The 19,326-nt window shown below is 75.2% G+C and carries 17 protein-coding genes; 4 read left to right on the top strand and 13 right to left on the bottom strand.

The annotated features are described in order from the left end of the window. Positions 1-2: 2 nt before the first annotated feature. From ABZW30_RS27900 to ABZW30_RS27875, 6 genes are all read right to left on the bottom strand, one after another. Complete coding sequence (locus ABZW30_RS27900) at positions 3-839, bottom strand: ECF transporter S component (RefSeq protein WP_355673951.1); 837 nt, start codon at positions 837-839, stop codon at positions 3-5. Continuing rightward, on the bottom strand, positions 836-2,437 hold the full coding sequence (locus tag ABZW30_RS27895) for an ATP-binding cassette domain-containing protein (protein WP_355673950.1): 1,602 nt from the start codon (positions 2,435-2,437) through the stop codon (positions 836-838). The genes ABZW30_RS27900 and ABZW30_RS27895 overlap by 4 nt, the downstream gene beginning before the upstream one ends. Then, on the bottom strand, positions 2,434-3,540 hold the full coding sequence (locus tag ABZW30_RS27890; RefSeq protein ID WP_355673949.1) for an energy-coupling factor transporter transmembrane protein EcfT: 1,107 nt from the start codon (positions 3,538-3,540) through the stop codon (positions 2,434-2,436). Before ABZW30_RS27890 ends, ABZW30_RS27895 begins: the two co-directional genes overlap by 4 nt. Positions 3,541-3,589: 49 nt before the next feature. Continuing rightward, positions 3,590-4,315 (bottom strand): SCO2322 family protein, encoded by a 726-nt coding sequence (locus tag ABZW30_RS27885; RefSeq protein ID WP_355673948.1) that lies wholly within the window; start codon positions 4,313-4,315, stop codon positions 3,590-3,592. Further along, positions 4,315-5,571: a prenyltransferase/squalene oxidase repeat-containing protein gene (locus ABZW30_RS27880; RefSeq protein ID WP_355673947.1), complete on the bottom strand. Its 1,257-nt coding sequence runs from the start codon at positions 5,569-5,571 to the stop codon at positions 4,315-4,317. The genes ABZW30_RS27885 and ABZW30_RS27880 overlap by 1 nt, the downstream gene beginning before the upstream one ends. 256 nt (positions 5,572-5,827) lie before the next feature. After that, on the bottom strand, positions 5,828-6,448 hold the full coding sequence (locus ABZW30_RS27875; protein WP_355673946.1) for a TetR family transcriptional regulator: 621 nt from the start codon (positions 6,446-6,448) through the stop codon (positions 5,828-5,830). 253 nt (positions 6,449-6,701) lie between these two features. Here ABZW30_RS27875 and ABZW30_RS27870 point away from each other — a divergent pair, with 253 nt between their 5' ends. The 3 genes from ABZW30_RS27870 to ABZW30_RS27860 all read left to right on the top strand — a co-directional run bounded on the left by ABZW30_RS27870 (position 6,702) and on the right by ABZW30_RS27860 (position 9,936). Then, the gene (locus ABZW30_RS27870) at positions 6,702-8,012 is read left to right on the top strand and encodes a glycosyltransferase family 4 protein (RefSeq protein WP_355673945.1); all 1,311 of its coding nucleotides are present in this window, start codon (positions 6,702-6,704) and stop codon (positions 8,010-8,012) included. A 101-nt stretch (positions 8,013-8,113) separates the two neighbouring features. Next, a complete protein-coding gene (locus ABZW30_RS27865; protein WP_355673944.1) occupies positions 8,114-8,878 on the top strand; it encodes a class I SAM-dependent methyltransferase in 765 nt (254 codons plus the stop codon). Continuing rightward, on the top strand, positions 8,875-9,936 hold the full coding sequence (locus ABZW30_RS27860) for a prenyltransferase (RefSeq protein ID WP_355673943.1): 1,062 nt from the start codon (positions 8,875-8,877) through the stop codon (positions 9,934-9,936). The genes ABZW30_RS27865 and ABZW30_RS27860 overlap by 4 nt, the downstream gene beginning before the upstream one ends. A 64-nt stretch (positions 9,937-10,000) precedes the next feature. Here the strand turns inward: ABZW30_RS27860 and ABZW30_RS27855 are convergent, their stop codons facing one another. From ABZW30_RS27855 to ABZW30_RS27835, 5 genes are all read right to left on the bottom strand, one after another. Beyond that, positions 10,001-10,930 (bottom strand): hypothetical protein, encoded by a 930-nt coding sequence (locus tag ABZW30_RS27855; protein ID WP_355673942.1) that lies wholly within the window; start codon positions 10,928-10,930, stop codon positions 10,001-10,003. A 209-nt stretch (positions 10,931-11,139) separates the two neighbouring features. Continuing rightward, the gene (locus ABZW30_RS27850) at positions 11,140-12,114 is read right to left on the bottom strand and encodes an N-acetylmuramoyl-L-alanine amidase (protein ID WP_355673941.1); all 975 of its coding nucleotides are present in this window, start codon (positions 12,112-12,114) and stop codon (positions 11,140-11,142) included. Positions 12,115-12,121: 7 nt separating this feature from the next. After that, positions 12,122-13,423: a hypothetical protein gene (locus tag ABZW30_RS27845; RefSeq protein ID WP_355673940.1), complete on the bottom strand. Its 1,302-nt coding sequence runs from the start codon at positions 13,421-13,423 to the stop codon at positions 12,122-12,124. 178 nt (positions 13,424-13,601) lie between these two features. Then, positions 13,602-14,255, bottom strand: coding sequence for a class I SAM-dependent methyltransferase (locus ABZW30_RS27840; RefSeq protein ID WP_355673939.1), 654 nt, complete (start codon positions 14,253-14,255; stop codon positions 13,602-13,604). 79 nt (positions 14,256-14,334) lie between these two features. Further along, positions 14,335-15,693, bottom strand: coding sequence for a M48 family metallopeptidase (locus ABZW30_RS27835; RefSeq protein WP_355673938.1), 1,359 nt, complete (start codon positions 15,691-15,693; stop codon positions 14,335-14,337). A 141-nt stretch (positions 15,694-15,834) separates the two neighbouring features. Here ABZW30_RS27835 and ABZW30_RS27830 point away from each other — a divergent pair, with 141 nt between their 5' ends. Then, positions 15,835-16,920 (top strand): alcohol dehydrogenase catalytic domain-containing protein, encoded by a 1,086-nt coding sequence (locus tag ABZW30_RS27830; protein ID WP_355673937.1) that lies wholly within the window; start codon positions 15,835-15,837, stop codon positions 16,918-16,920. Positions 16,921-17,004: 84 nt separating this feature from the next. On the opposite strand, the gene ABZW30_RS27825 is transcribed toward ABZW30_RS27830, so the two are convergent. Then, the gene (locus tag ABZW30_RS27825; protein ID WP_355673936.1) at positions 17,005-17,178 is read right to left on the bottom strand and encodes a hypothetical protein; all 174 of its coding nucleotides are present in this window, start codon (positions 17,176-17,178) and stop codon (positions 17,005-17,007) included. A gap of 166 nt (positions 17,179-17,344) precedes the next feature. Next, positions 17,345-19,066 carry an ABC transporter ATP-binding protein gene (locus ABZW30_RS27820; protein WP_355673935.1) on the bottom strand — a complete coding sequence of 574 codons (1,722 nt, stop codon included), beginning with the start codon at positions 19,064-19,066 and terminating at the stop codon, positions 17,345-17,347. Positions 19,067-19,326: the final 260 nt, after the last annotated feature.

The following is a 19,326-nucleotide window of genomic DNA, read 5'->3' as shown; positions in this document are numbered from 1 at the left end:
GTTCACTCGCCTGGCGGGCGGAAGGTGACCGGCGCGTCGAAGGCCGCACGCCGCGTGGCGCGGCGCAGGGCACGCAGGACGGGTGTGCCGAGGGCGAGGCAGAGCACGACCGTGAGCGCTGCGCGCGTCAGGTCCCAACCCAGCGACGTGGCCAGGCAGTACGCGGCGAAGCGGACCAGGTTGGCGGGCAGCGGATCGCCGGGGACGAAGGAGATGGAGCCGGCCAGCCCGCCGATGTACGCCCAGCCCTGGAGGTTCATGATCGTGCCGTACGACACGGACGACAGCGCGCCGTAAACAGCCAGCAGCAGCAGTTCGCGGCGGCCACGAAGAGTGCCGGAGCCGGGCAACAAGCCCGCGCCGAGGCAGACCCAGCCCATCGCGAGCATCTGGAACGGCAGCCACGGCCCGACCCCGCCCGTGAGCAGCGCGGACGCGAACATCGACAGGGAGCCCAGGACGAAGCCGAAGCCGGGGCCGAGCACCCGCCCCGACAGCACCATCAGGAAGAACATCGGCTCCAGGCCCGCCGTCCCGGCGCCCAGCGGCCGAAGCGCGGCGCCGGCGGCCGCCAACACCCCCAGCAGGGCAACGGACTTGGCGTCCAGCCCGGGTGCCCCGCCACCCGCCGAACGCCCCTCGGAGATCTGGGCGATCACGACGGCGAGCAACAGCGGCAGCAGCAAGGCGAACAGCCACGGCGCATCGGCGGAGTGCCCCACCAGCGCCGACTTGGTGGAGGCGAGCAGCGGCCAGCCGAAGGCCGTCACGCCGACGAAGGACACCAGCAGCAGCGCGCCGATCGACCGGCGCCCGAGCGGAACAGGACGGCTGCTCATGCGCTCAGCGCCTCCGCGACCTGCTGGACGGTGAGCCACGGCCCGGGCGCCAGCACCTTGGCGACCTGCGGGGCGAAAGCGGGCGAGGAGACCACGACCTCCGCCGTCGGCCCGTCCGCGACGATCTCGCCCTCGGCCAGGATGAGAGTCCGGTGCGCCAGTTCGGCGGCCAGCTCGACGTCGTGCGTGGCCAGCAGCACGGCATGGCCCTCCGCCGCCAGGTCGCGCAGGATCTCCACCAGCCGGGCCTTGGCGGCGTAGTCCAGGCCGCGGGTCGGCTCGTCCAGGAGCAGGAGCGGGGGTCGGGCGGTGAGCACCACGGCGAGGGCGAGGGTGAGCCGCTGGCCCTCGGAGAGGTCGCGCGGGTGCGCGGTGTCGGCGATGCCGGGTAGCAGGCGTTCGACCAGGGCGCGACACGAACCCGCGACAGCGCCCGCGTCCGCATCCGCGGCGGCGCACTCGGCGGCGACGCTCTCGCCGTACAGCAGGTCGCGCGGGTCCTGGGGGACCAGGCCGACCTGGCGGATCAGTTCGGCGGGGCGGGTCCGGTGCGGGGTGCGGCCGCCGACGGTGACACTGCCGGAGGCGGGGGCGTGCAGGCCGACCAGGCTGCCGAGCAGGGTGGACTTGCCGGCGCCGTTGCGGCCCATGAGGGCGGTGATCTCGCCGGGGCGCAGCGCGAGGTCCACGCCGCGCAGGGCGTGCACCGGGCCGCGTCGGACGGCGAGGCGGTCGGAGACGGCGATCGGCGCACCGCCCGAAACGTCGGCGGCAGCGGGCACGCGGCCGTCCAGCTCGGCGCGCAGGGAAGCCGCCTTGCGGCGCGCGTCGCGGACGGACAGCGGCAGCGGCCGCCAGCCCGCGAGCCGGCCGAGGCCGACCACCGGAGGGTGCACCGGCGAGTGCGCCATCACCTCGGTCGGTTCGCCCAGCACCGGGGGCGCGCCCGGGGTGAGCAGCAGCACCTGGTCGGCGTACTGGACGACCCGCTCCAGCCGGTGTTCGGCCATCAGCACGGTGGTGCCGAGGTCGTGCACCAGCCGCTGCAGGACGGCGAGCACCTCCTCGGCCGCGCCGGGGTCGAGTGCCGAGGTGGGTTCGTCCAGGACCAGTACGCGCGGGTGCACGGTGAGCACCGAGCCGATGGCGACGCGCTGTTGCTGGCCGCCGGACAGGGAACTCAGTGAACGGTCGCGCAGGTCGGCGAGGCCGAGCAGGTCGAGGGTCTCCTCGACCCGGCGCCGCATGACGTCGCCCGGCAGGCCCAGGGACTCCATGCCGTAGGCGAGTTCGTCCTCCACGGTGTCGGTGACGAACTGGGCCGGCGGGTCCTGGCCCACCGTGCCGACCAGGTCGGCGAGTTCGCGCGGCCGGTGCTCGCGGGTGTCGCGGCCGCCGACGGTGACCCGGCCGTGCAGCACGCCGCCGGTGAAGTGCGGCACCAGGCCGCTGACCGTCCCCAGCAGGGTGGACTTGCCGGAGCCGGACGGGCCGACCAGCAGGCAGAGTTCGCCCTCGGGGAGGGTGAGGTCGACGTTGTCGAGAACGGGCGCTTCGGAGCCCGCGTACCGTACGGAGACCTGCTCGAAGGTGATCACGATGCCCTCCGGGGCGGGGTCGGGGCGGCGAGCGCCGGTACCAGGCCGAGCAGTACGGTCAGCACGGCGGCCAGTGGCAGCACGGGGACGGTCGGCGGGACGACGGTGGGCGAGAAGGCGGCCGGGTCCTGGGCGGCCAGGTAGGTGGTGAGGGCCGCCACGGCGACGCCGGAGCCCGCCGTGAGCCACTCGGGCAGGGCCCAGGGATCCGGCCGGTAGCGTGTTCTGACGGACCGTCGGTTGCCGAGCAGCAGTCCGGCGAAGGCGGCGGCCAGACCGAGCAGCAGGACGGGCAACGCCCATCCGGCGCCCCCGGCGGTCAGCAGTCCGTACGCGGCCAGGCAGACTCCGAGCAGCCCGGCCAGGGTGAGCACGGCGGTCGCCCGGGCGAGCGTGCGCGGGACGTCGGCGGTGCGGCCGAAGCCGCGGGTGTCCATCGCCGCGGCCAGGGCGATGGACCGCTCCAACGCGCCCTCCAGGACGGGGAGTCCGACGCTCAGCACGGCCGCGACGCCCTTGTCCGTGCGGCCGCGCAGGCGCCGGGCGGCGCGTAGCCGGCGGACGTCGGCGATCAGGTTGGGCGCGAAGGTCATCGCCACCACCACGGCCACGCCCGCCTCGTAGAGCGCTCCGGGCAGGGTGCGCAGCAGGCGGGCCGGGCTGGCGAGGGAGTTGGCGGCGCCCACGCAGATCAGCAGGGTGGCCAGCCGTAGCCCGTCGTACAGCGCGGCGAGCAGGCCCTCGACGGCGACCCGTCCGCCGATCCGTATGCCCTGCGCCCAGGTGGGGAGCGGGACTTCGGGCAGGGTGAACAGCACGTGGGTGCCGGGGATCGGGGAGCCGAGCAGCACGGCGAAGGTCAGGCGAATGCCGAGGACGACCAGGCCGAGGCGCAGGAACGCCCCGTACGAACGGGACCAGGGCGCATCGCCGCGCCGCGCCGCGACCACGTACCCGGCGGTCGCGGCGAGCAGCAGCAGGATCGCCGGGTTGGTGGTGCGGGTGGCCGCCGCGCCCAGCCCGAGCGCCCACAACCACCAGGCCCCGGGGTGTAGTTGGCGGGGGCCGGTGGGCGGTCGGGTGCTGCGGGCGGTGCTGCTCACGGGTCTGTCCTGGGAGACGGGGGCAGGGGTCGGGAGTTGCGGGCAGGGGTCAAGGGTTGCGGCGGCGCGCCTGCCGGACGGCGCCCCCGGCCAGGACGGCGACCAGCGCGCCGCCGGCGACCAGGCCGATGTTCGGGCCGCTGCTGCCGCTGCTGCTGCCGCTCTGTGGGCCGGCCTTGGCGGTGCTGTCCGGCCGCGCGGCGGCCGCACCCAGTTGCTCGGCGCAGCCCGCCTTCGGGTAGCCGGCGATGGCGCACAGCAGGCCGTTGGTGTCGTAGCGCAGCGGCGGCGCGACGGCGGCCAGCACCTCGGCCGAGCTGGCGCGCGGCGCGACGCTGGCGCAGGCGGTCCGCTGCTCGGGCGGCTGCGCGGCGGACGACCCGGCGTCCTCGGCGGTCCCGAAGTCCAGCACGACGGCCACCCGCTTGTGGCCGTCCTGCGCGGGCGTGCGCGCGCAGATCTCGTCGAAGCGCGCCTGAGCGCGGGGCTTCGCGGCCTCCTGCCCGCCGTCGGGGCTGACGGCGAACCGCCACCCGTCGACCGCCCCGTCCGGCGGTACGGCGATCGCGGGCCCCTGCTGCTGGTACATCCACGCCCCGCCGTCGGCCCCGCGCCAGAACGCCCAGTACCGATATCCGGAGGCGGCCTGCGCGGGCGCGGCGGTGGAGAGGAGCAGCAGCGCCCCGAGCAGCGCGAGGAGAACCCGGGCCGCCGAGCCGCCTCCGGCGCGCGGGGCGCGGGCCCGGCCCGCCGGAGGGTGAACCGCCGGGCGCATCAGAGGTTCGGGTTGCGCTTGCGCTGGAGGCTGAGCAGCAGGCCGCCGCCGATGCCGATGAGGAGGCCGACGATGATCAGCCAGACCTGGCCCATGCCGTCGCTCTTCTTCGACGAGGGGGAGGCCGCCTCCGAGGCGGCGGCGGTGGCCTTGGGAGCCGGGCCGAGGGCGGTGAGCTGGCCGGTGAGGGCGGCCGGGTCGCGGTGGGCGGCCTGGCCGACCAGGAGCAGGGTGGCGGTGGCGGCGGCGTCGGTGCCGTCCTTGGTCCAGGTGGCGCCCTGTCCCTCAAGCCAGCCGATGGCGTCGGTGGCCTGGTCGGGGTGGCCGCTCTGGATGAGGGCGAGCGCGGCCCAGGCGGTGGCGGTGTAGTCGGGCTTGGGATCGGCGCCCGGGGTGATGAGGGTGAGGTGCTCGCCGCCCGCCGTGAGCTGGCTGGTGAGATAGGCGCCGACGGCCTCGCCCGCCTCGGCGTGCGGGACGGTCGCGGGCGCGGAGCCGTCGGCGCACGCGAGGGCCTTGGGCGCCGTGTCGGCGCGCACCGAGGTGGCGACCGGCAGGTGTCCGCCGGCGGCGGCGAGCGCGGCCTGGGCGCTGGCCAGGGTGTTGGGGGTGAGGGCGCCGGCGGCGGGGTCCGGCTGGTAGCCGAAGGCGCCGCGCTGGTCGGCGGGGGCGGCGCAGCCGAGCTGGAAGTGGGCGAGGCCGTCGAAGGCGTTCTTCCCGGCCGCGCCGCCGCTTCCTGCCTTGGCGACGCTCGCCGGGTCGGTCCGGGCCGCGAACAGCGCGTTGACGGCGAGTCCGGTGGAGTTGGCGTCGCCCGGGATACCGGGGTTGTAGGGCCAGCTGCCGTCGGCGTTCTGATTGGCCTTGAGCCACTTCACGCCCTTGTCGACGGCGTCCTGGTGTCCGCCGAGGGCGACCAGCGCCTGGATGGCGACGGCGGTGGCGTTGCTGTCCTCGGTCTTGGCGTCGCAGGCCGCGCCGGCTGCCCGGTAGGAGGGCCAGCCGCCGTCATCGCACTGCTGCCCGGTGAGCCACGCGACCGCGGAGTCGGCCGGGGTGACCTTGGCCGCCGACAGCGCGGTGAGCGCCAGGGACTGCCGCCAGACGCCGTCGTACGTGGGGTCGCTCTTGCCGTACAGGCCCTCCGGCAGGGGGGCCGACGGTGAGGAGCTGTCGGCGAGGGCGGGTCCGGCGGCGACGCCGGCGAGCAGCGCGGCGGACAGGGCGGCGGCGCCCAGTCGGGCGGCGGTGTGCATGGTGCGGGTGTGCCTTTCGGTGAGCGGTGGTGGCCCGGGCGGGGGCCGTTCCGTAGTCCTCGACGGGTGCCGGGAGCGGGCGCCCGGGCCAGGGCCCGTCTCGTGGACCCTTTGGACCCTTTGGGCCCTTTGGATCCTTTGGACTCTTTGGATCCTTGCCGGGGCCGCGACGCCCGTCGACTCTAGCCGCCGGGCCGGGCCGGACGGGCTCGGTGGGGCAGGAACAGGTTCCAGTCCGGTTCCGGCCCGAGTGTGGTCAGGCCAGCGTCAGCAGCCGTGCCGCGGTGTGCAGGTCGGCCCTCACCTCGGCGATCGAGGCGCGCCCGGAGAGCCAGGCGACCAGGGCCGAGTGCCAGGTGTGCTCGATCACCCGGACGGCCGCCCGCTGGCTCTCGCTGGGCGGCCCGGACTGGCCGATCGCGTCCAGGATGAGCTGTCCGGTGGCGGCGCTGATCCGGTCCACCACGGCCGCGACCGAGCGGTCGGCGAAGCACATCGAGCGGACCATCGCCTCGGCCAGCAGCGGTTCGCGCTGCAGCGCGTGGAAGGCCCGGGTGAGCGCGTCGGCGACCCGCAGGGCCGGCTCCCGGTCGGTCGGCGGGTGGCGTCGGATGTGGTCCTGGAGGCCCTGCAGCTGCTCCAGCATGACCGCGACCAGCAGGTGAACCTTGGACGGGAAGTACCGGTACAGCGTCCCGAGGGCGACCTGCGCGCTCTCCGCGACCTCCCGCATCTGCACCGCCTCGTACCCGCCGCGAGCGGCCAGCGCGGTGGCGGCCCGCAGGATGCGGCGGCGCCGTTCGGCCTGGCGCGCGGTCAGCGGCGGCTCGCCCGAGGGCTCGGAGGCGGGGCTCACGGACGTGGTCGGCGACGGCAAGTGTGCTCCCGGGGGGCGCGTGGGTGGCGGCGTGCTCCAGAAAGGTCGGCCCGAAGTCGTCCCGCGGTCGGTCGGCCCGGCGTGGCGGGAATCACCAGCCCTGGCTCCTGAGCGAAAGCTACGGGCCGGTATCTTCGAGGTCTCTCATTGTTCACACGGTCGATGACGAGTTCCACAGCCACTGAAACCTGATCTACTTTAGCGACCGGCAGCACCAGTAGCACCGATAGCAGACCAGAGATGAGGGCCGAGGATGACCGCGCAGCCGCTGCGGATTGCCCTGCTGTCATACCGCGGGGACCCGTTCTGCGGCGGTCAGGGCGTGTACGTACGGCACCTCTCCCGCGAGCTGGCCGGGCTCGGCCACCACGTGGACGTGATCGGCGCCCAGCCCTACCCCGTACTGGACGAGGTCGAGGGGCCCGGTTCGGTGCGCCTGGTCGAGCTGCCCAGCCTGGACCTCTACCGCGCCGACGACCCCTTCCGCACGCCCGCCCGCGGTGAGTTCCGCGGGCCGGTGGACGTGCTGGAGTTCGCCACCATGCGCACCGGCGGCTTCCCCGAGCCGCTCACCTTCTCGCTGCGCGCCCGTCAGTACCTGGCCCGGCACAAGGGCCGCTACGACGTGGTGCACGACAACCAGACCCTCGGCTACGGCCTGCTGGGCCTGGCCCGGCACGGCTTCCCGCTGGTCACCACGATCCACCACCCGATCACCGTGGACCGGCAGTTGGAGCTGGACGCGGCCACCACCCGGCTGAAGCGGCTCTCGCTGCGCCGCTGGTACGCCTTCACCCGGATGCAGCGCCGGGTCGCCGCCCGGCTGGACCACGTGATCACCGTCTCCGGCAGCTCGCAGCGCGAGATCGCCGAGCACCTGGGCGCCGCCCCCGGCGCCATCTCGGTGGTCCCGATCGGCGCCGACACCCGGCTCTGGTCGCCCTCGGCGGAGATCGAGCGGGTCCCCGGCCGGATCGTCACCACCTCCAGTGCGGACGTGCCGCTCAAGGGCCTGGTGTACCTGGTCGAGGCGCTGGCCAAGGTCCGCACCGAGCGGGACGCTCACCTGGTGGTGGTCGGCAAGCCACAGAAGGACGACGGGCCGGTGGCCGAGGCGGTGCGCCGCTTCGGGCTGGCGGAGCACATCGAGTTCCGCACCGGCCTGAGCGACCGTGAGCTGGTCGACCTGTACCGCTCGGCCGAGGTGGCCTGCGTCCCGTCGCTGTACGAGGGCTTCTCGCTGCCCGCCGCCGAGGCGATGGCCACCGGCACCCCGCTGGTCGCCACCACCGGCGGGGCGATCCCCGAGGTGGCCGGGCCGGACGGCGAGACCTGCCTGGCCGTGCCGCCGGGGGAGGCGGACGCGCTGGCCGCCGCACTCGGCCGGCTGCTGGACGACCCGCGGCTGCGCGCCGAACTCGGCGCGGCCGGGCGGGAGCGGGTGCTGGCCCGGTTCACCTGGGAGCGGGCGGCCGAGCTGACCGCCGAGGCGTACCGCGCGGCGATCGCCACCGGCGCGGGTGCCCGGGCGCGTTCCGGGCCCGGCTGGCGGTACGTGCCCTGAGTGGCGCGCCCGAGCGGTGTCGCCCGACCGATCCGACGACGCGCGTGTGACCTGACGAAGCGTCAAGAGCGCTTGGTAGCAATAGGAATGGGAGCCCTGCAGTGCTGACCGTCGATTTCTCGCGCTTCCCGCTCGCCCCCGGCGACCGGGTGCTCGACCTGGGCTGCGGCGGGGGCCGGCACGCGTTCGAGTGCTACCGCCGCGGTGCCAACGTGATCGCCCTCGACCAGAACACCGAGGAGATCGCCGAGGTCAAGAAGTGGTTCGCCGCGATGGAGCAGGCCGGTGAGGCCCCCGAGGGCGCATCGGCGGTCGCGATGGAGGGCAACGCGCTGGCGCTGCCGTTCGAGGACGAGTACTTCGACAAGATCATCATCTCCGAGGTGATGGAGCACATACCCGACGACAAGGGCGTGCTCAACGAGATGTTCCGCGTCCTCAAGCCGGGCGGCCTGCTCGCCGTCACCGTGCCCCGCTGGCTGCCGGAGAAGATCTGCTGGGCGCTGTCCGACGAGTACCACGAGGTCGAGGGCGGCCACATCCGGATCTACCGGGGTGACGAGCTGCTCGGCAAGCTCAAGGACGCCGGCCTGGAGCCGTACGGCACCCACCACGCGCACGCGCTGCACTCGCCGTACTGGTGGATCAAGTGCGCGGTCGGCGTGAACAACGACAAGGCGCTGCCGGTCAAGGCGTACCACCAGCTGCTGGTCTGGGACATCGTCGGCACCCCGGTCATCAGCACCCTCACCAAGGCCGCCGAGAAGGCGCTCAACCCGGTCATCGGCAAGAGCTTCGTCGCCTACGCGTCCAAGCCCCACCGCACCGGGTCGCAGCGCGCCGAGTCCGGCCGGGCCGGCGCATGACCGCCGCCGTCCCCGAGGTGCTGCTGCTCGACGGGGTGCTGGACGCCGAGCAGGCGGCCGGCACCGTCCGCAGCATCCTGGCCGAGCAGCGCCCCGACGGCGCCATCCCGTGGTTCACCGGTCACCACCTGGACCCCTGGGACCACACCGAGGCCGCGATGGCCCTCGACACCGCCGGCGAGCACGCCGCCGCCGAGGCCGCCTACCGCTGGCTGGCCGCCCAGCAGAACCCGGACGGCTCCTGGTACGCCGCGTACACCGACGGCGTGGTCACCGACCGGGCCAAGGAGAGCAACTTCTGCGCGTACATCGCGGTCGGGGTCTGGCACCACCACCTCAGCACCGGCGACGACGCCTTCCTGGAGTGGATCTGGCCGGTGGTCCGCCGGGCCCTGGACTTCATCGTCGGCCTGCGGCTGCCCGGCGGCCCGATCGCCTGGCGGGTCGACGAGGACGGCACCGCCACCGACGAGGCGCTGCTCACCGGCTCGTCCAGCATCCTGCACGCGCTGCGCTGCGGCCTGGCCGTCGCCGACTACCTGGAGGAGCCCCAGCCCGACTGGGAGCTCGCGGCCGGGCGGCTGCGGCACGCCATCGCCCACCACCCCGAGCGGTTCCTCGACAAGGACCGCTACTCGATGGACTGGTACTACCCGATCCTCGGCACCGGCCTGCGCGGCGACGCGGCGGTGGCCCGGATCGAGCGGGACTGGGACCGCTTCGTCGTCCCCGGCCTCGGCGTGCGCTGCGTCAGCGACCGCCCGTGGGTGACCGGCGGCGAGAGCGCCGAACTGGCCCTCGCGCTCTGGGCGATCGGCGAGTCCGACCGCGCGGTGGACATCCTGCGCTGGATCCAGAAGCACCTGCGGCACGAGGACGGCTCGTACTGGACCGGGTACGTCTTCGAGGACGACGCGATCTGGCCGGAGGAGCGCACCACCTGGACGGCCGGGTCGCTGCTGCTCGCGGTGGCCGCGCTCGGCGGGGACCCGGCAACCGTCGCGGTCTTCGGCGGGGAGCAGCTGCCCGCCGGGCTGGTGGTCCAGGACTGCTGCTGACGACCGGCGCATACGGAAGGGGCGGGACCGGTGATCCGGTCCCGCCCCTTCCGCGTGGTGGGCGTCAGCCGCGCTGGATGCCCGAGGTGTCGCCCAGCACACCGTGGGTGCCGTCCGGCAGCTGCGCGACCAGCGCGGCACCGCGCTGCTCGACGGCCAGGTACCAGGTGCCCGGCACGACCTCGCCGACCGGGGCGCCGGCCGGGTTGTCCTTGGGGGCCAGCTGGCGCGGGGCCGGGACGGCGAACCAGAACGGCTGGAAGTCCGCCGCCGGGGCGGCCGGCTGCGGGGCGGCCGGGGTCGGCTGCGGGGCCGGGACGCCGGCGTCCTGCGGCTGGCCGGCCACCGGCTGACCGGGCTGGCCCGGCTGCGGCTGACCGGCACCCGGGTAGCCGTAGCCACCGGCCGGCTGGGCGCCGAAGGCCGGGTCGTGGCCCTGGGCCGGGTAGCCGTACTGGCCGGGCTGACCGGGGGCGCCCGGGTGACCGGGCTGACCCGGCATCGGGTAGCCGCCCTGGTACGGGACGGCCGGGCGGTCGGTGACCAGCGGGGCCTTCAGCGCGGGCACCAGCGGGCTCGCGGCGGCCGCACCGGCCAGCACGATCAGCGAGATGAGGCCGAGCCAGGCGCCGAAGCCGTGGCTGATGCCGGCGCCGTTGAAGCCGCCGCCCAGCGCCCAGATCGAGGTCCACAGCGCCGCCACGGCGAACGCGATGCCCCACTGGTCCAGCCGCAGGCCGAGCACCTGGCGGTTGGCCGCACCCGGACCCTGGAAACGCTGCACCAGGATCAGCACCGCGGCGGCGATGCCGAGGAGGTAGATGGAGGGCAGGATGGGGAACAGCTCGGTGCTCCACGCGTTCTGCGAGGCATCGGGCCCGCAGTACCGACCGGCGCAGCTCACGGTCCAGTAGGGCAGGAAGGAGGCGATGAAGAGCAGGACGGCCGCGCCTGCGACGGCGGCGTCTCCCCTGGTGAGAGCGCGCAGATTCACTTACGTTCCCCTCGTTGACGTGTCGTGGACGGTGATTCGTGCGGTCGGGCTGACCGGCCGAAACTCCCGAACGGACCAGAAGCCTAGGCCCAACCGTCCTGCCGGTGCACGGCGGGACCGGGAATGGGGCGAAGTCGTTGCAAACCGCGCGGGCCGGTCGGAGTGTCGTCCGCCAGGCCCGTTCGTCCCAACTCCCTTGCCGGGCCCGCTCAGTGCGTGGTCAGGAAGGCGGCCAGCGCGTCGGCGATCCCCTGGGCGGCCTGTTGGCGCCACTGAGGGTCCGTCATCCGCCGGGCGTCCACGGAGTTGCGCATGTTACCGCACTCGATGAACACCTTGGGGACCGTGGAGAGGTTGAGCCCCCCCAGGTCGGAGCGGGTGTCCAGGCCCTCGTCGGCGATGTAGTCGGCGTAGGGCTCGCCGGTCGCGTCGTGGAAGTGCTGGCGAAGCAGCAGACCGAGCCGGTGCGAGGGTTCGACGATCGCCGAGTTGTCCGCCTTACCGGCGACCACCTTGGCGGGCATGATCACGTGGAAGCCGCTGCCGCTCGCCGGGCCGCCGTCGCCGTGCACCGAGACCGCGACGTCGGCGTGCGCGTCGGCGCCCGCCTTGGCCCGCTCGTCGATGCACGGGCCCCAGGCACGGTCGCCGTCCTGCACCAGCACCACCTTGGCGCCCCGGGCGGTCAGCAGGGCGCGGGCCCGGCGGGAGACGTCCAGGGTGTAGTCGGCCTCGGTGTAGCCGGAGTCGGTCTCGGTGCCGGTGGTGTCGCACTCCTTGCGGGAGTTGCCGATGTCCACCTGGCGGTTGATCTCGGTGGGGTGGGCGAAGTTGCCGGGGTTGTGGCCGGGGTCCAGCACGATGGTGCGGCCGGCGAGGTCGGCGGTGCCCCCGGGGGCCGCGGTGGGGGTCCCGGTCGGCGTTTCGGACGGCGTTCCGGTCGCTGCGGGTGTTCCGGTGGGCGTGCCGCCGGCCGGCGGGGCCTCGGGGGTGGCCGGGGCCTGGGTGGTGGACTGGACGGCGCCGGGCGGCGGCGCGGCCGTGGCGCCCGCCGGGCCGGAGTCGTCCAGGGCGCGCCAGCCCAACCAGCCCGCCGTGCAGAGCGGGACGACCGCGGCCACCACCGTGGTGGCGCGCAGCAGGGCGGAGCGGCGGCGGGGCGGTCGGGAGGTGGAGCCGGTCACGGGTGGGTCAGATCCTGTCCGAGGTGGGCGGGGTGAGGCCGTAAGCGGTCGCGATCGGCTTCCACTTGGTCAGGAAGTCGTTCTTCGCTTGGGTGGCCTGCGGGTTGAGCTCGTCCGCGTGTTTCTTGTCCGCCGTGGTCGGCGCCTTGTCGGAGCAGCCCTGGCCGGCGACGGCACGCGCCCAGCTCGCGTACGACCGGTCGATGTCGGCGGACAGCTGCCAGGCGGACTTGAGCGAGTTCACCGCGTCCGCGCCACCCGGCAGGTCCGTGACGCTCAGCTTGGAGAGCTTGGTCACCAGGCCGTCGCGCTGCTTGGCGCCGCTGTCGAAGACCTGGGCCGCGCTCTCGATGTCGGCCTTCGCGGGGCAGCTGTTCACCTTGGCGACCGCGTTGCCGATCTGGGCCCTGGCGTTCTCGCCCTCGCTGAGCAGACCGTCCAGTGCCTGCGCCTGGGCCTGGGCGCCTGGGCCCGGACCGGTCGCGGAGGGGGACGGGGTCCCGCCGGCCGGGGTGGTCGGGGCGGTGCTCGGCGCGGCGTCGGTACCGGTGGGTGCCGGGGCGGGCTGCGGGTTGCCGGAGCCGGCGGCCGTCGGGGCGGGCGCGGCCTGGCCGCTCTTGTCGTCGCCGCCCTGGCTCGCGTACAGCAGGCCGCCGCCGACCGCCAGCACCAGGAGCAGCGCGAAGCCGATCAGCAGCGGGGCCTTGCCCTTGCCCGGGCGCGGCCGGTCGTCCTCGTCGTCGACCGGGTAGTGGGTCGGGTAGTCCGGCTGGGCCCCGTACGGGGGCTGCGCCGGCGCGGCGGCCGGGGGCGGCGGTGGGTAGACGTAGCCGGGGCCGGGGGTCGTCGGCGCTCCCTGCGGGCCCCGGGTCTGCGGGGTCGCGTGGGAGGGGAACGGCGCGGCGGCGGGCGGCGGCGGGGCGACGGCGGGGAAGGCGGCGGTGGGCGCCCCGTGGCCCTGGGCCGGCGCGGCGTCGGCCGGGGGTGGGCCGAAGCCGGGGACTGGCGGGCCGAAGCCGGGCGCGGCCTCGGGGCCGGACGCGGGCGGGCCGAAGCCGGGCGCGGTGGCCAGGTACGGGCGGGCGCCCAGCGGCGGGCCCTGGTCGCCGACGGCGCCCGGGGAGGGGGGCGGCGCGACCGGGCCGGGCTTCGGTGGTTGTGCGCCGGGGGCGGGCGCGGCGGGCTGTGCGCCTTGCGCGGGGGGCGCGGGCTCGGCGTCCTGCCGCTGCGGGTTGCGGACCCAGCCGCCCGCGCCGCCGCGCGCGGTCGGGTCCCAGACCGCCGGAGCGGTGTTCTGCTGGTCCGTCATGTGCCGCTGGCCCCCACCGTCCGCCGATGCTCTGCCTGGTGCTGTTGCCTCGTGCTGCTGCCTGGTGCTGCCTGGTGCAGCCGCCTGGTGCTGCGCGGACACCGTACCGTTCGAACCCGCGGCCGACAGCCCCGGCACGACGTTAGAGCATCCGTGCGGGGCTGTGGGGGCGATCCGTTCAGGCGGCGGCGCGGCGCAGGACGCGCAGCGAGCCGGTCACCGAGACCTCCTCGAAGCCCTCGGCCAGCGCCCGCAGGTACACCCGGTACGGGGCCTGGCCGCCGTCCGCCGGGTCCGGGAACACGTCGTGCACCACCAGCAGGCCCTCCGGCGCCAGGTGCGGCGCCCAGCCCTCGTAGTCGCCGGTGGCGTGCTCATCGGTGTGCCCGCCGTCGATGAAGACCAGGCCCAGCGGGCGGCCCCACAGCGCGGCGATCTGCGGTGAGCGGCCGACCAGCGCGACCACGTGGTCCTCCAGCCCGGCGGCGTGCAGGGTGCGGCGGAAGCGGGGCAGGGTGTCCATCCGCCCGACCTCCGGGTCCACCAGGCTCGTGTCGTGGTACTCCCAGCCGGGCTGCTGCTCCTCCGAGCCGCGGTGGTGGTCCACGGTCAGCGCGACCGTCCCGGTCTCGCGGGCCGCCGCGGCCAGCAGGATCGCCGAGCGGCCGCAGTAGGTGCCGATCTCCAGCACCGGCAGCCCGGTCCGCCGGGCCGCCGCCACGGCCGCCGCGTACAGCGCGAGGCCCTCGTCCACCGGCATGAACCCGGTGGCCGCCTCGAACGCCGCCAGCACCTCGGGCGCCGGGCGGGCGCTCTCCAGCAGGTCGGACATGCGGTGCTCCTCGGGTTCGGGACGGCGGGCGGACGTGCTCGGACCCTACTCGACGGTAGCCGGGGCGGCCGCGGCAGGCTCAGCTTTCGAGCAGGGCGGCGGCGACCCGGGCACGGTGCGGGGCGAGCTCCGCGGCGATCGCCTCGACCTCGGCGGGGGTCGTCGTGACGGCGGCGGGCCGGGCCCCGCAGCGGTCCATCAGGGCAAGCCGTAGGTGGGTCGGCGGGTGGGTGGTGTCCACGGCGGCGCGCTCCCGGGCGCTGCAGCGCCGCAGCCGCTCGCGCTCGGTGTCGGGGACGGAGACGAGGCGCTCGCGCAGCCGCTCCCAGAACAGGTCGGCGGCCGGTGCCTCGTGCGTGTCGTGGGACTCCTGTGCGCGGGTCCCCTGTGCGCGGGCGGTGCGGCGGTGCCCCCGGGGACGCTGACGGCCGTCGGCGCGGGCCCGGCTGACGGCGATGCGCGCGGAGCCGCCGAGGAGGAGGGCCGCGAGCATGCCGCGGGCCGCCTCGGTGCCGCCGACCCGGGCGGCGAGCGCGTCCGCCCGGTACTCGGCCTGGTGGCCGGCCCGGGAGGTGAGCCGGTCGAGCAGTACGACGCCCCGGTACAGCAACCAGGCGACGACCTTCAGCAGCACGTTGGCGATCATCTCGCCGAACTGGATCAGCAGTGGAGAGCCCGGGTGGCGCAGGCGGCTCGGGCGGGCCAGCCCGTACCAGGCGGCGAGCGCCGTGATCGCGCTGTGGAGCCAGAGGGAGCGCCGGTGGTCGCCGTTGACGCGGTGGCCGAACTCGTGGCCGAGCAGGGCGATCCGCTGTTGGTCGTCGAGCGCCTCCCAGAGCGGCAGGCCGAGGGTGAGGACGGACCGCCGGCGGAACCCGAGCAGCCCGTAGGAGGCGTTGAAGCACTCGTCGACCAGGATGGTGTCGACCGGTTCGGCGCCGACCTCGGCGGCGACCCGGTCCGCCAGGCCGTACAGCGCCGGCGCCCGGTCGCGGTCGACCACGCTCTCGCCGCGTGGCATCCGCCCGAGCCGCGGCCGCAGCAGGACGACGAGCCCGAGGACGGCGGCCCCGAGGCAGCGCAGTGGGGTGTCGCCGGTGACGAGCAGCCAGAGTCCCCAGCAGAACAGGGCGGCGGTGGAGAGGTGGACGAGACCGGCGACCGCGGAGGCCAGCAGCCAGTCCAGGCGTCCGGTGGCCGAGGCCTCTCCCTCGGTGAGGTCCTGGAACAGCCGGTCGGCGCGGACGGTGGCGGCCCGTTCGCGCCGGGTGATCGCGGTGGCGGTCTCCGCCCCGGGGACGAGGTTCCAGTCGCAGGCCGGGCACCAGGCGGTGAAACGCGGGTCGGCGGTCAGGGACTCGCCGCAGTCCGGGCAGGGCGAGCCGTGGACGGGGGCGGGTGCGGTGGCGGGTATGTCGGCGGGCACAGGTGTAGGCACGGCCGGGATCATGCCAGTGAGTGGCGACATCGCACGCGCGTCCGGCGGCTCCGCCCCGTCCTGGAACGTGTTCTACCCGCCCCGCGACGCCCGTGCCAGAATCGGCCCGACCGTCGATCCACGCACACCGGGAGCAGCCCCATGCGCGCAGCCGTCCTGCACAAGACCGGCCAGGACACCCTCGACGTCCGCGAGGACGTGACGGCGGTCGGCTTCGGACCGGGCGCCGTACGGGTCCGGATGCGCGCCGCCAGTCTCTGCCACTCCGACCTCTCCGCGATGAGCGGCGTCCTGCCGCAGCCCGCGCCGTTCGTCCCCGGGCACGAGGGCGCCGGGGAGGTCGTGGAGGTCGGCGAGGGCGTCACCGGCGTCGCGCCCGGGGACCGCGTGGTGCTCTGCTGGATGGCCCCCTGCGGCCGTTGCGCCCACTGCGAGCACGGCCGCGGCCACCTCTGCATCGCCAGTCTGCGGCGGCTCGGCGCACCCGGCTTCCGGCTGGCGGACGACGGCACCGAGGCCTCCGGCTTCTACGGCACCGGGGCCTTCGCCGAGGAGGTGGTGGTCACCGCCGACGCCGTGATCAAGGTGCCGTCCGACCTGCCCTACGAGGCCGCGGCGCTGATCGGTTGCGGGGTCACCACGGGCATCGGCGCCGCCGTCAACACCGCCGAGGTCGAGCCCGGCTCCTCGGTCGCGGTGATCGGCGCGGGCGGGGTCGGCGTGGCCGCCGTCCAGGGCGCCCGGGTCTGCGGTGCCGCCCGGATCACCGTCGTCGACCCGGTGGCCTCGCGCCGCGAACGGGCCCTCGCCTTCGGCGCCACCGAGGCGATCGCCCCCGAGGAGCTGAAGGCCTTCGCCAAGGGCCTGCCGGGCGGCGGCTTCGACTACGTCTTCGAGGCGGTCGGCCGCTCGGCCACCGTCCGGGCCGGCTACGACGCGGCCCGACGCGGCGGCGCGGTGGTCGTCATCGGTGCGGGCGCGCAGGACGACCGCGCGCAGTTCTCCATGGGGGAGCTGTTCTTCAACGAGAAGCGCCTGCTGCCCTCGCTGTACGGCGGGGCGCCGGTGGCGCGCACCATCGGGCTGGTCGTGGAGCTGTGGCGGGCCGGGCGGATCGACCTCGACGGGATGATCACGCACCGGGTCGGGCTGGCGGACGTGAACGAGGCGATCGCCCAGATGCGCAGCGGCGAGGCGCTGCGGACGGTGGTCTCGCTGGACCGATGACGCCTCGCCGCCGTCGCGCGAGGGCCCGCCGGGTGTTCCCCGGCGGGCCCTCGTCGTTGTTTCCCCTGGATCGTCTTCCCTGGCTCAGGCCCGGGCGCCGGCCGCGCGGTGGCGGCCGTGCGGGTCGGATCCGGGGGCTTCGTCGGCCGCGGACGCGCCGCGGTGGCGGCCGTGCGTCGCGGTGTCCTCGGCCGTCTTCTCGTCGGCGTCGGTCCCGTTGGCCACGGTTCCGGTGGTGTCGGTGAGGGTGTCGGACATGAGAATCGTCTTTTCCGTGCGGAGGGTGCAGGTCATCGGCGCCCGTCCGGCGCCGGCGGCGCACGGTCGGGTCCCCGATCGGGCGCTTCGGTACGCGCCACAGCCGGTGATCGCGGCCCGTGCCCCGGCCACCATAACGGCCGGGACGGACGAGATCCTATCGAGATCACGACGCGCGTCCCGCGTCGAGCCAGTGCCCGACCAGCTCCCGGTAGAGCGGCGACAGCACCTGCAGGTCCCCGTGCCGCGCCAGCACGCCCCGCCCACCGTCCAGCAACAGCACCCGATCCGCCCGCAACGCCGAACTGATCCGGTGCGCGATCACCACCAAGGTCCCGGGCCGGGCGGCGAAGGCCCGCTCCACCCGCTCCTCGGCGGCGGCATCCAGATGGCAGGTCGCCTCGTCCAGCACCACCAGCGGCGCGGGCGACAGATACGTCCGCACCAGCGCGATCAACTGCCGTTCACCCGCCGATAGTTCACCCGGATCGCCCAGTGCGCCCGCCACCCCGCCCAGACGTGCCACCAACTCCGCGGCGCCCAGCCGCCGGACGGCCGCGGCAAGCCGCTCCTGGCTGGTGGCCGGGGCGAGCCAGACGAGGTTCTCCCGCACCGATCCCGGGAACACATACGCCTCCTGCGGCAGCAGGGCGGCCGACGGCGCCGTCACCGTGCCCACCGCCGGAGCCATCAGCCCGGCGAGGAGCGCCGCCAAGGTCGACTTCCCGGTCCCGCTGGGCCCCACGACGGCGATGTGCTCCCCGGGGAGGAACGTCGCATCGAGCCCGTCGAGCACGGGCGGAGCGCCGACACCGTGCGCGTACCGGACGCCGTGCAGGCGCACCTCCCCGGCGGGGGCGACGCTCTCCGCGCCAACGCCCGCACCCTGCGTCCCGGACGCCGAGCCGCCTCCCGTGGCCGATGCGCTAGACCGGACGCCGGGCGGCCGGTCCGGCCCGCTGACATCACGCCGGCCGCCCTCGGCGATTCCCGCGCCGGGAGGGCCGCCGTCGGCCGTGACCGTCGCCAGGCGGTCCAGCACTACGGCGAGGTCGAGCAGCCAGCCGCCGACCGTACCGGCCAAAGTCCTTACGGCCGGATCGAGTTGCTGCAGCAGGTAGGTGGCGACGCCGAGCAGCTCGCCCGCGGTCAGCGCATCGTGCGCGAGCAGCCACGGAGCCGCGGCGAGGACCGCCGGCACCGGCAGCCGTCCACCGAGCGTCACGACGAGTGCGCGCAGGGCCGAGGCCCGGCCCAGCGCTCGGGAGGCGGCCGCGCTCTGCTGCGCGGCCTCGGCCAGCGCGCGGGCGACCTCCTCTCCGGTACCCGTCGCCTGCACATCGCGCAGCCCGTGCAGGGTTCGTCCGGCGTCGGCGGCGAGCCGCTCCTCGGCCAGCACGACCGTCCTCCGCCGCGCCACCATCGGGCGCAGCAGCCGGACGAACAGCAACCCCGCCGCCAGCAGCGGCAGCAGCACCAGTGGCAGGACGGCGGGCGCCAGCAGCGTCAGCCCGATCAGGGCGGCGACCAGCGTGACCCCCACCCCGCGCAGGGTGCGGAGCAGCGTCGCGGTCAACTGCCGTGCGGATTCGACCTGCTCGGTGAGCCTGGCGACCTCGGCCGGATCCGCCGAGGGGCGCGCGAGCGCACTGCGGACCACCCGCTCGACCAACGCGTCCCGCAGCGGCTCCACCACCCCGGCGAGGTACGGGAACCCGGCCCGTGCCGCATACGCCCGGACCCCCATCGCCACCCCGAACCCCGCCGACCAGGCAGCCCCGACCGCCGGCCGCCCGGCCAGGAACCCCTGGTCGACCGCGGCCGAGACGAACAGCCCCGAAAGCAACGGCGGCAGCGCCTCCACCCCGGACCACAGGAGCAACCGCACCAGCGCTCGCCGGGTACTGCCCAACTGCCGGAACAACAACCCCCACCCCGAAGCCCGCCGACGCCTGCGCCGCCCGCCCGGAGCCCCGGCGACCCGCTGACGCGCGGGTGCGTGTGCGGTTCGGGGTGGGCCGAGGGGGCGGGGCTGCTCGGGTTGCATGGGAGTCCGTCTCCGTCGGGGGCGGCTCGCGCAGGAAGTCGATCGGGCCGACTTCCTGCGCGCGAGGCGCAGCGGCATGGGAAGTCGACGTCGTCGACTTT

The sequence above is a fragment of the Kitasatospora sp. NPDC004669 genome, from assembly GCF_040609455.1.
GTDB lineage: Bacteria > Actinomycetota > Actinomycetes > Streptomycetales > Streptomycetaceae > Kitasatospora.
This window is presented reverse-complemented; position numbering and strand designations above follow the sequence as displayed.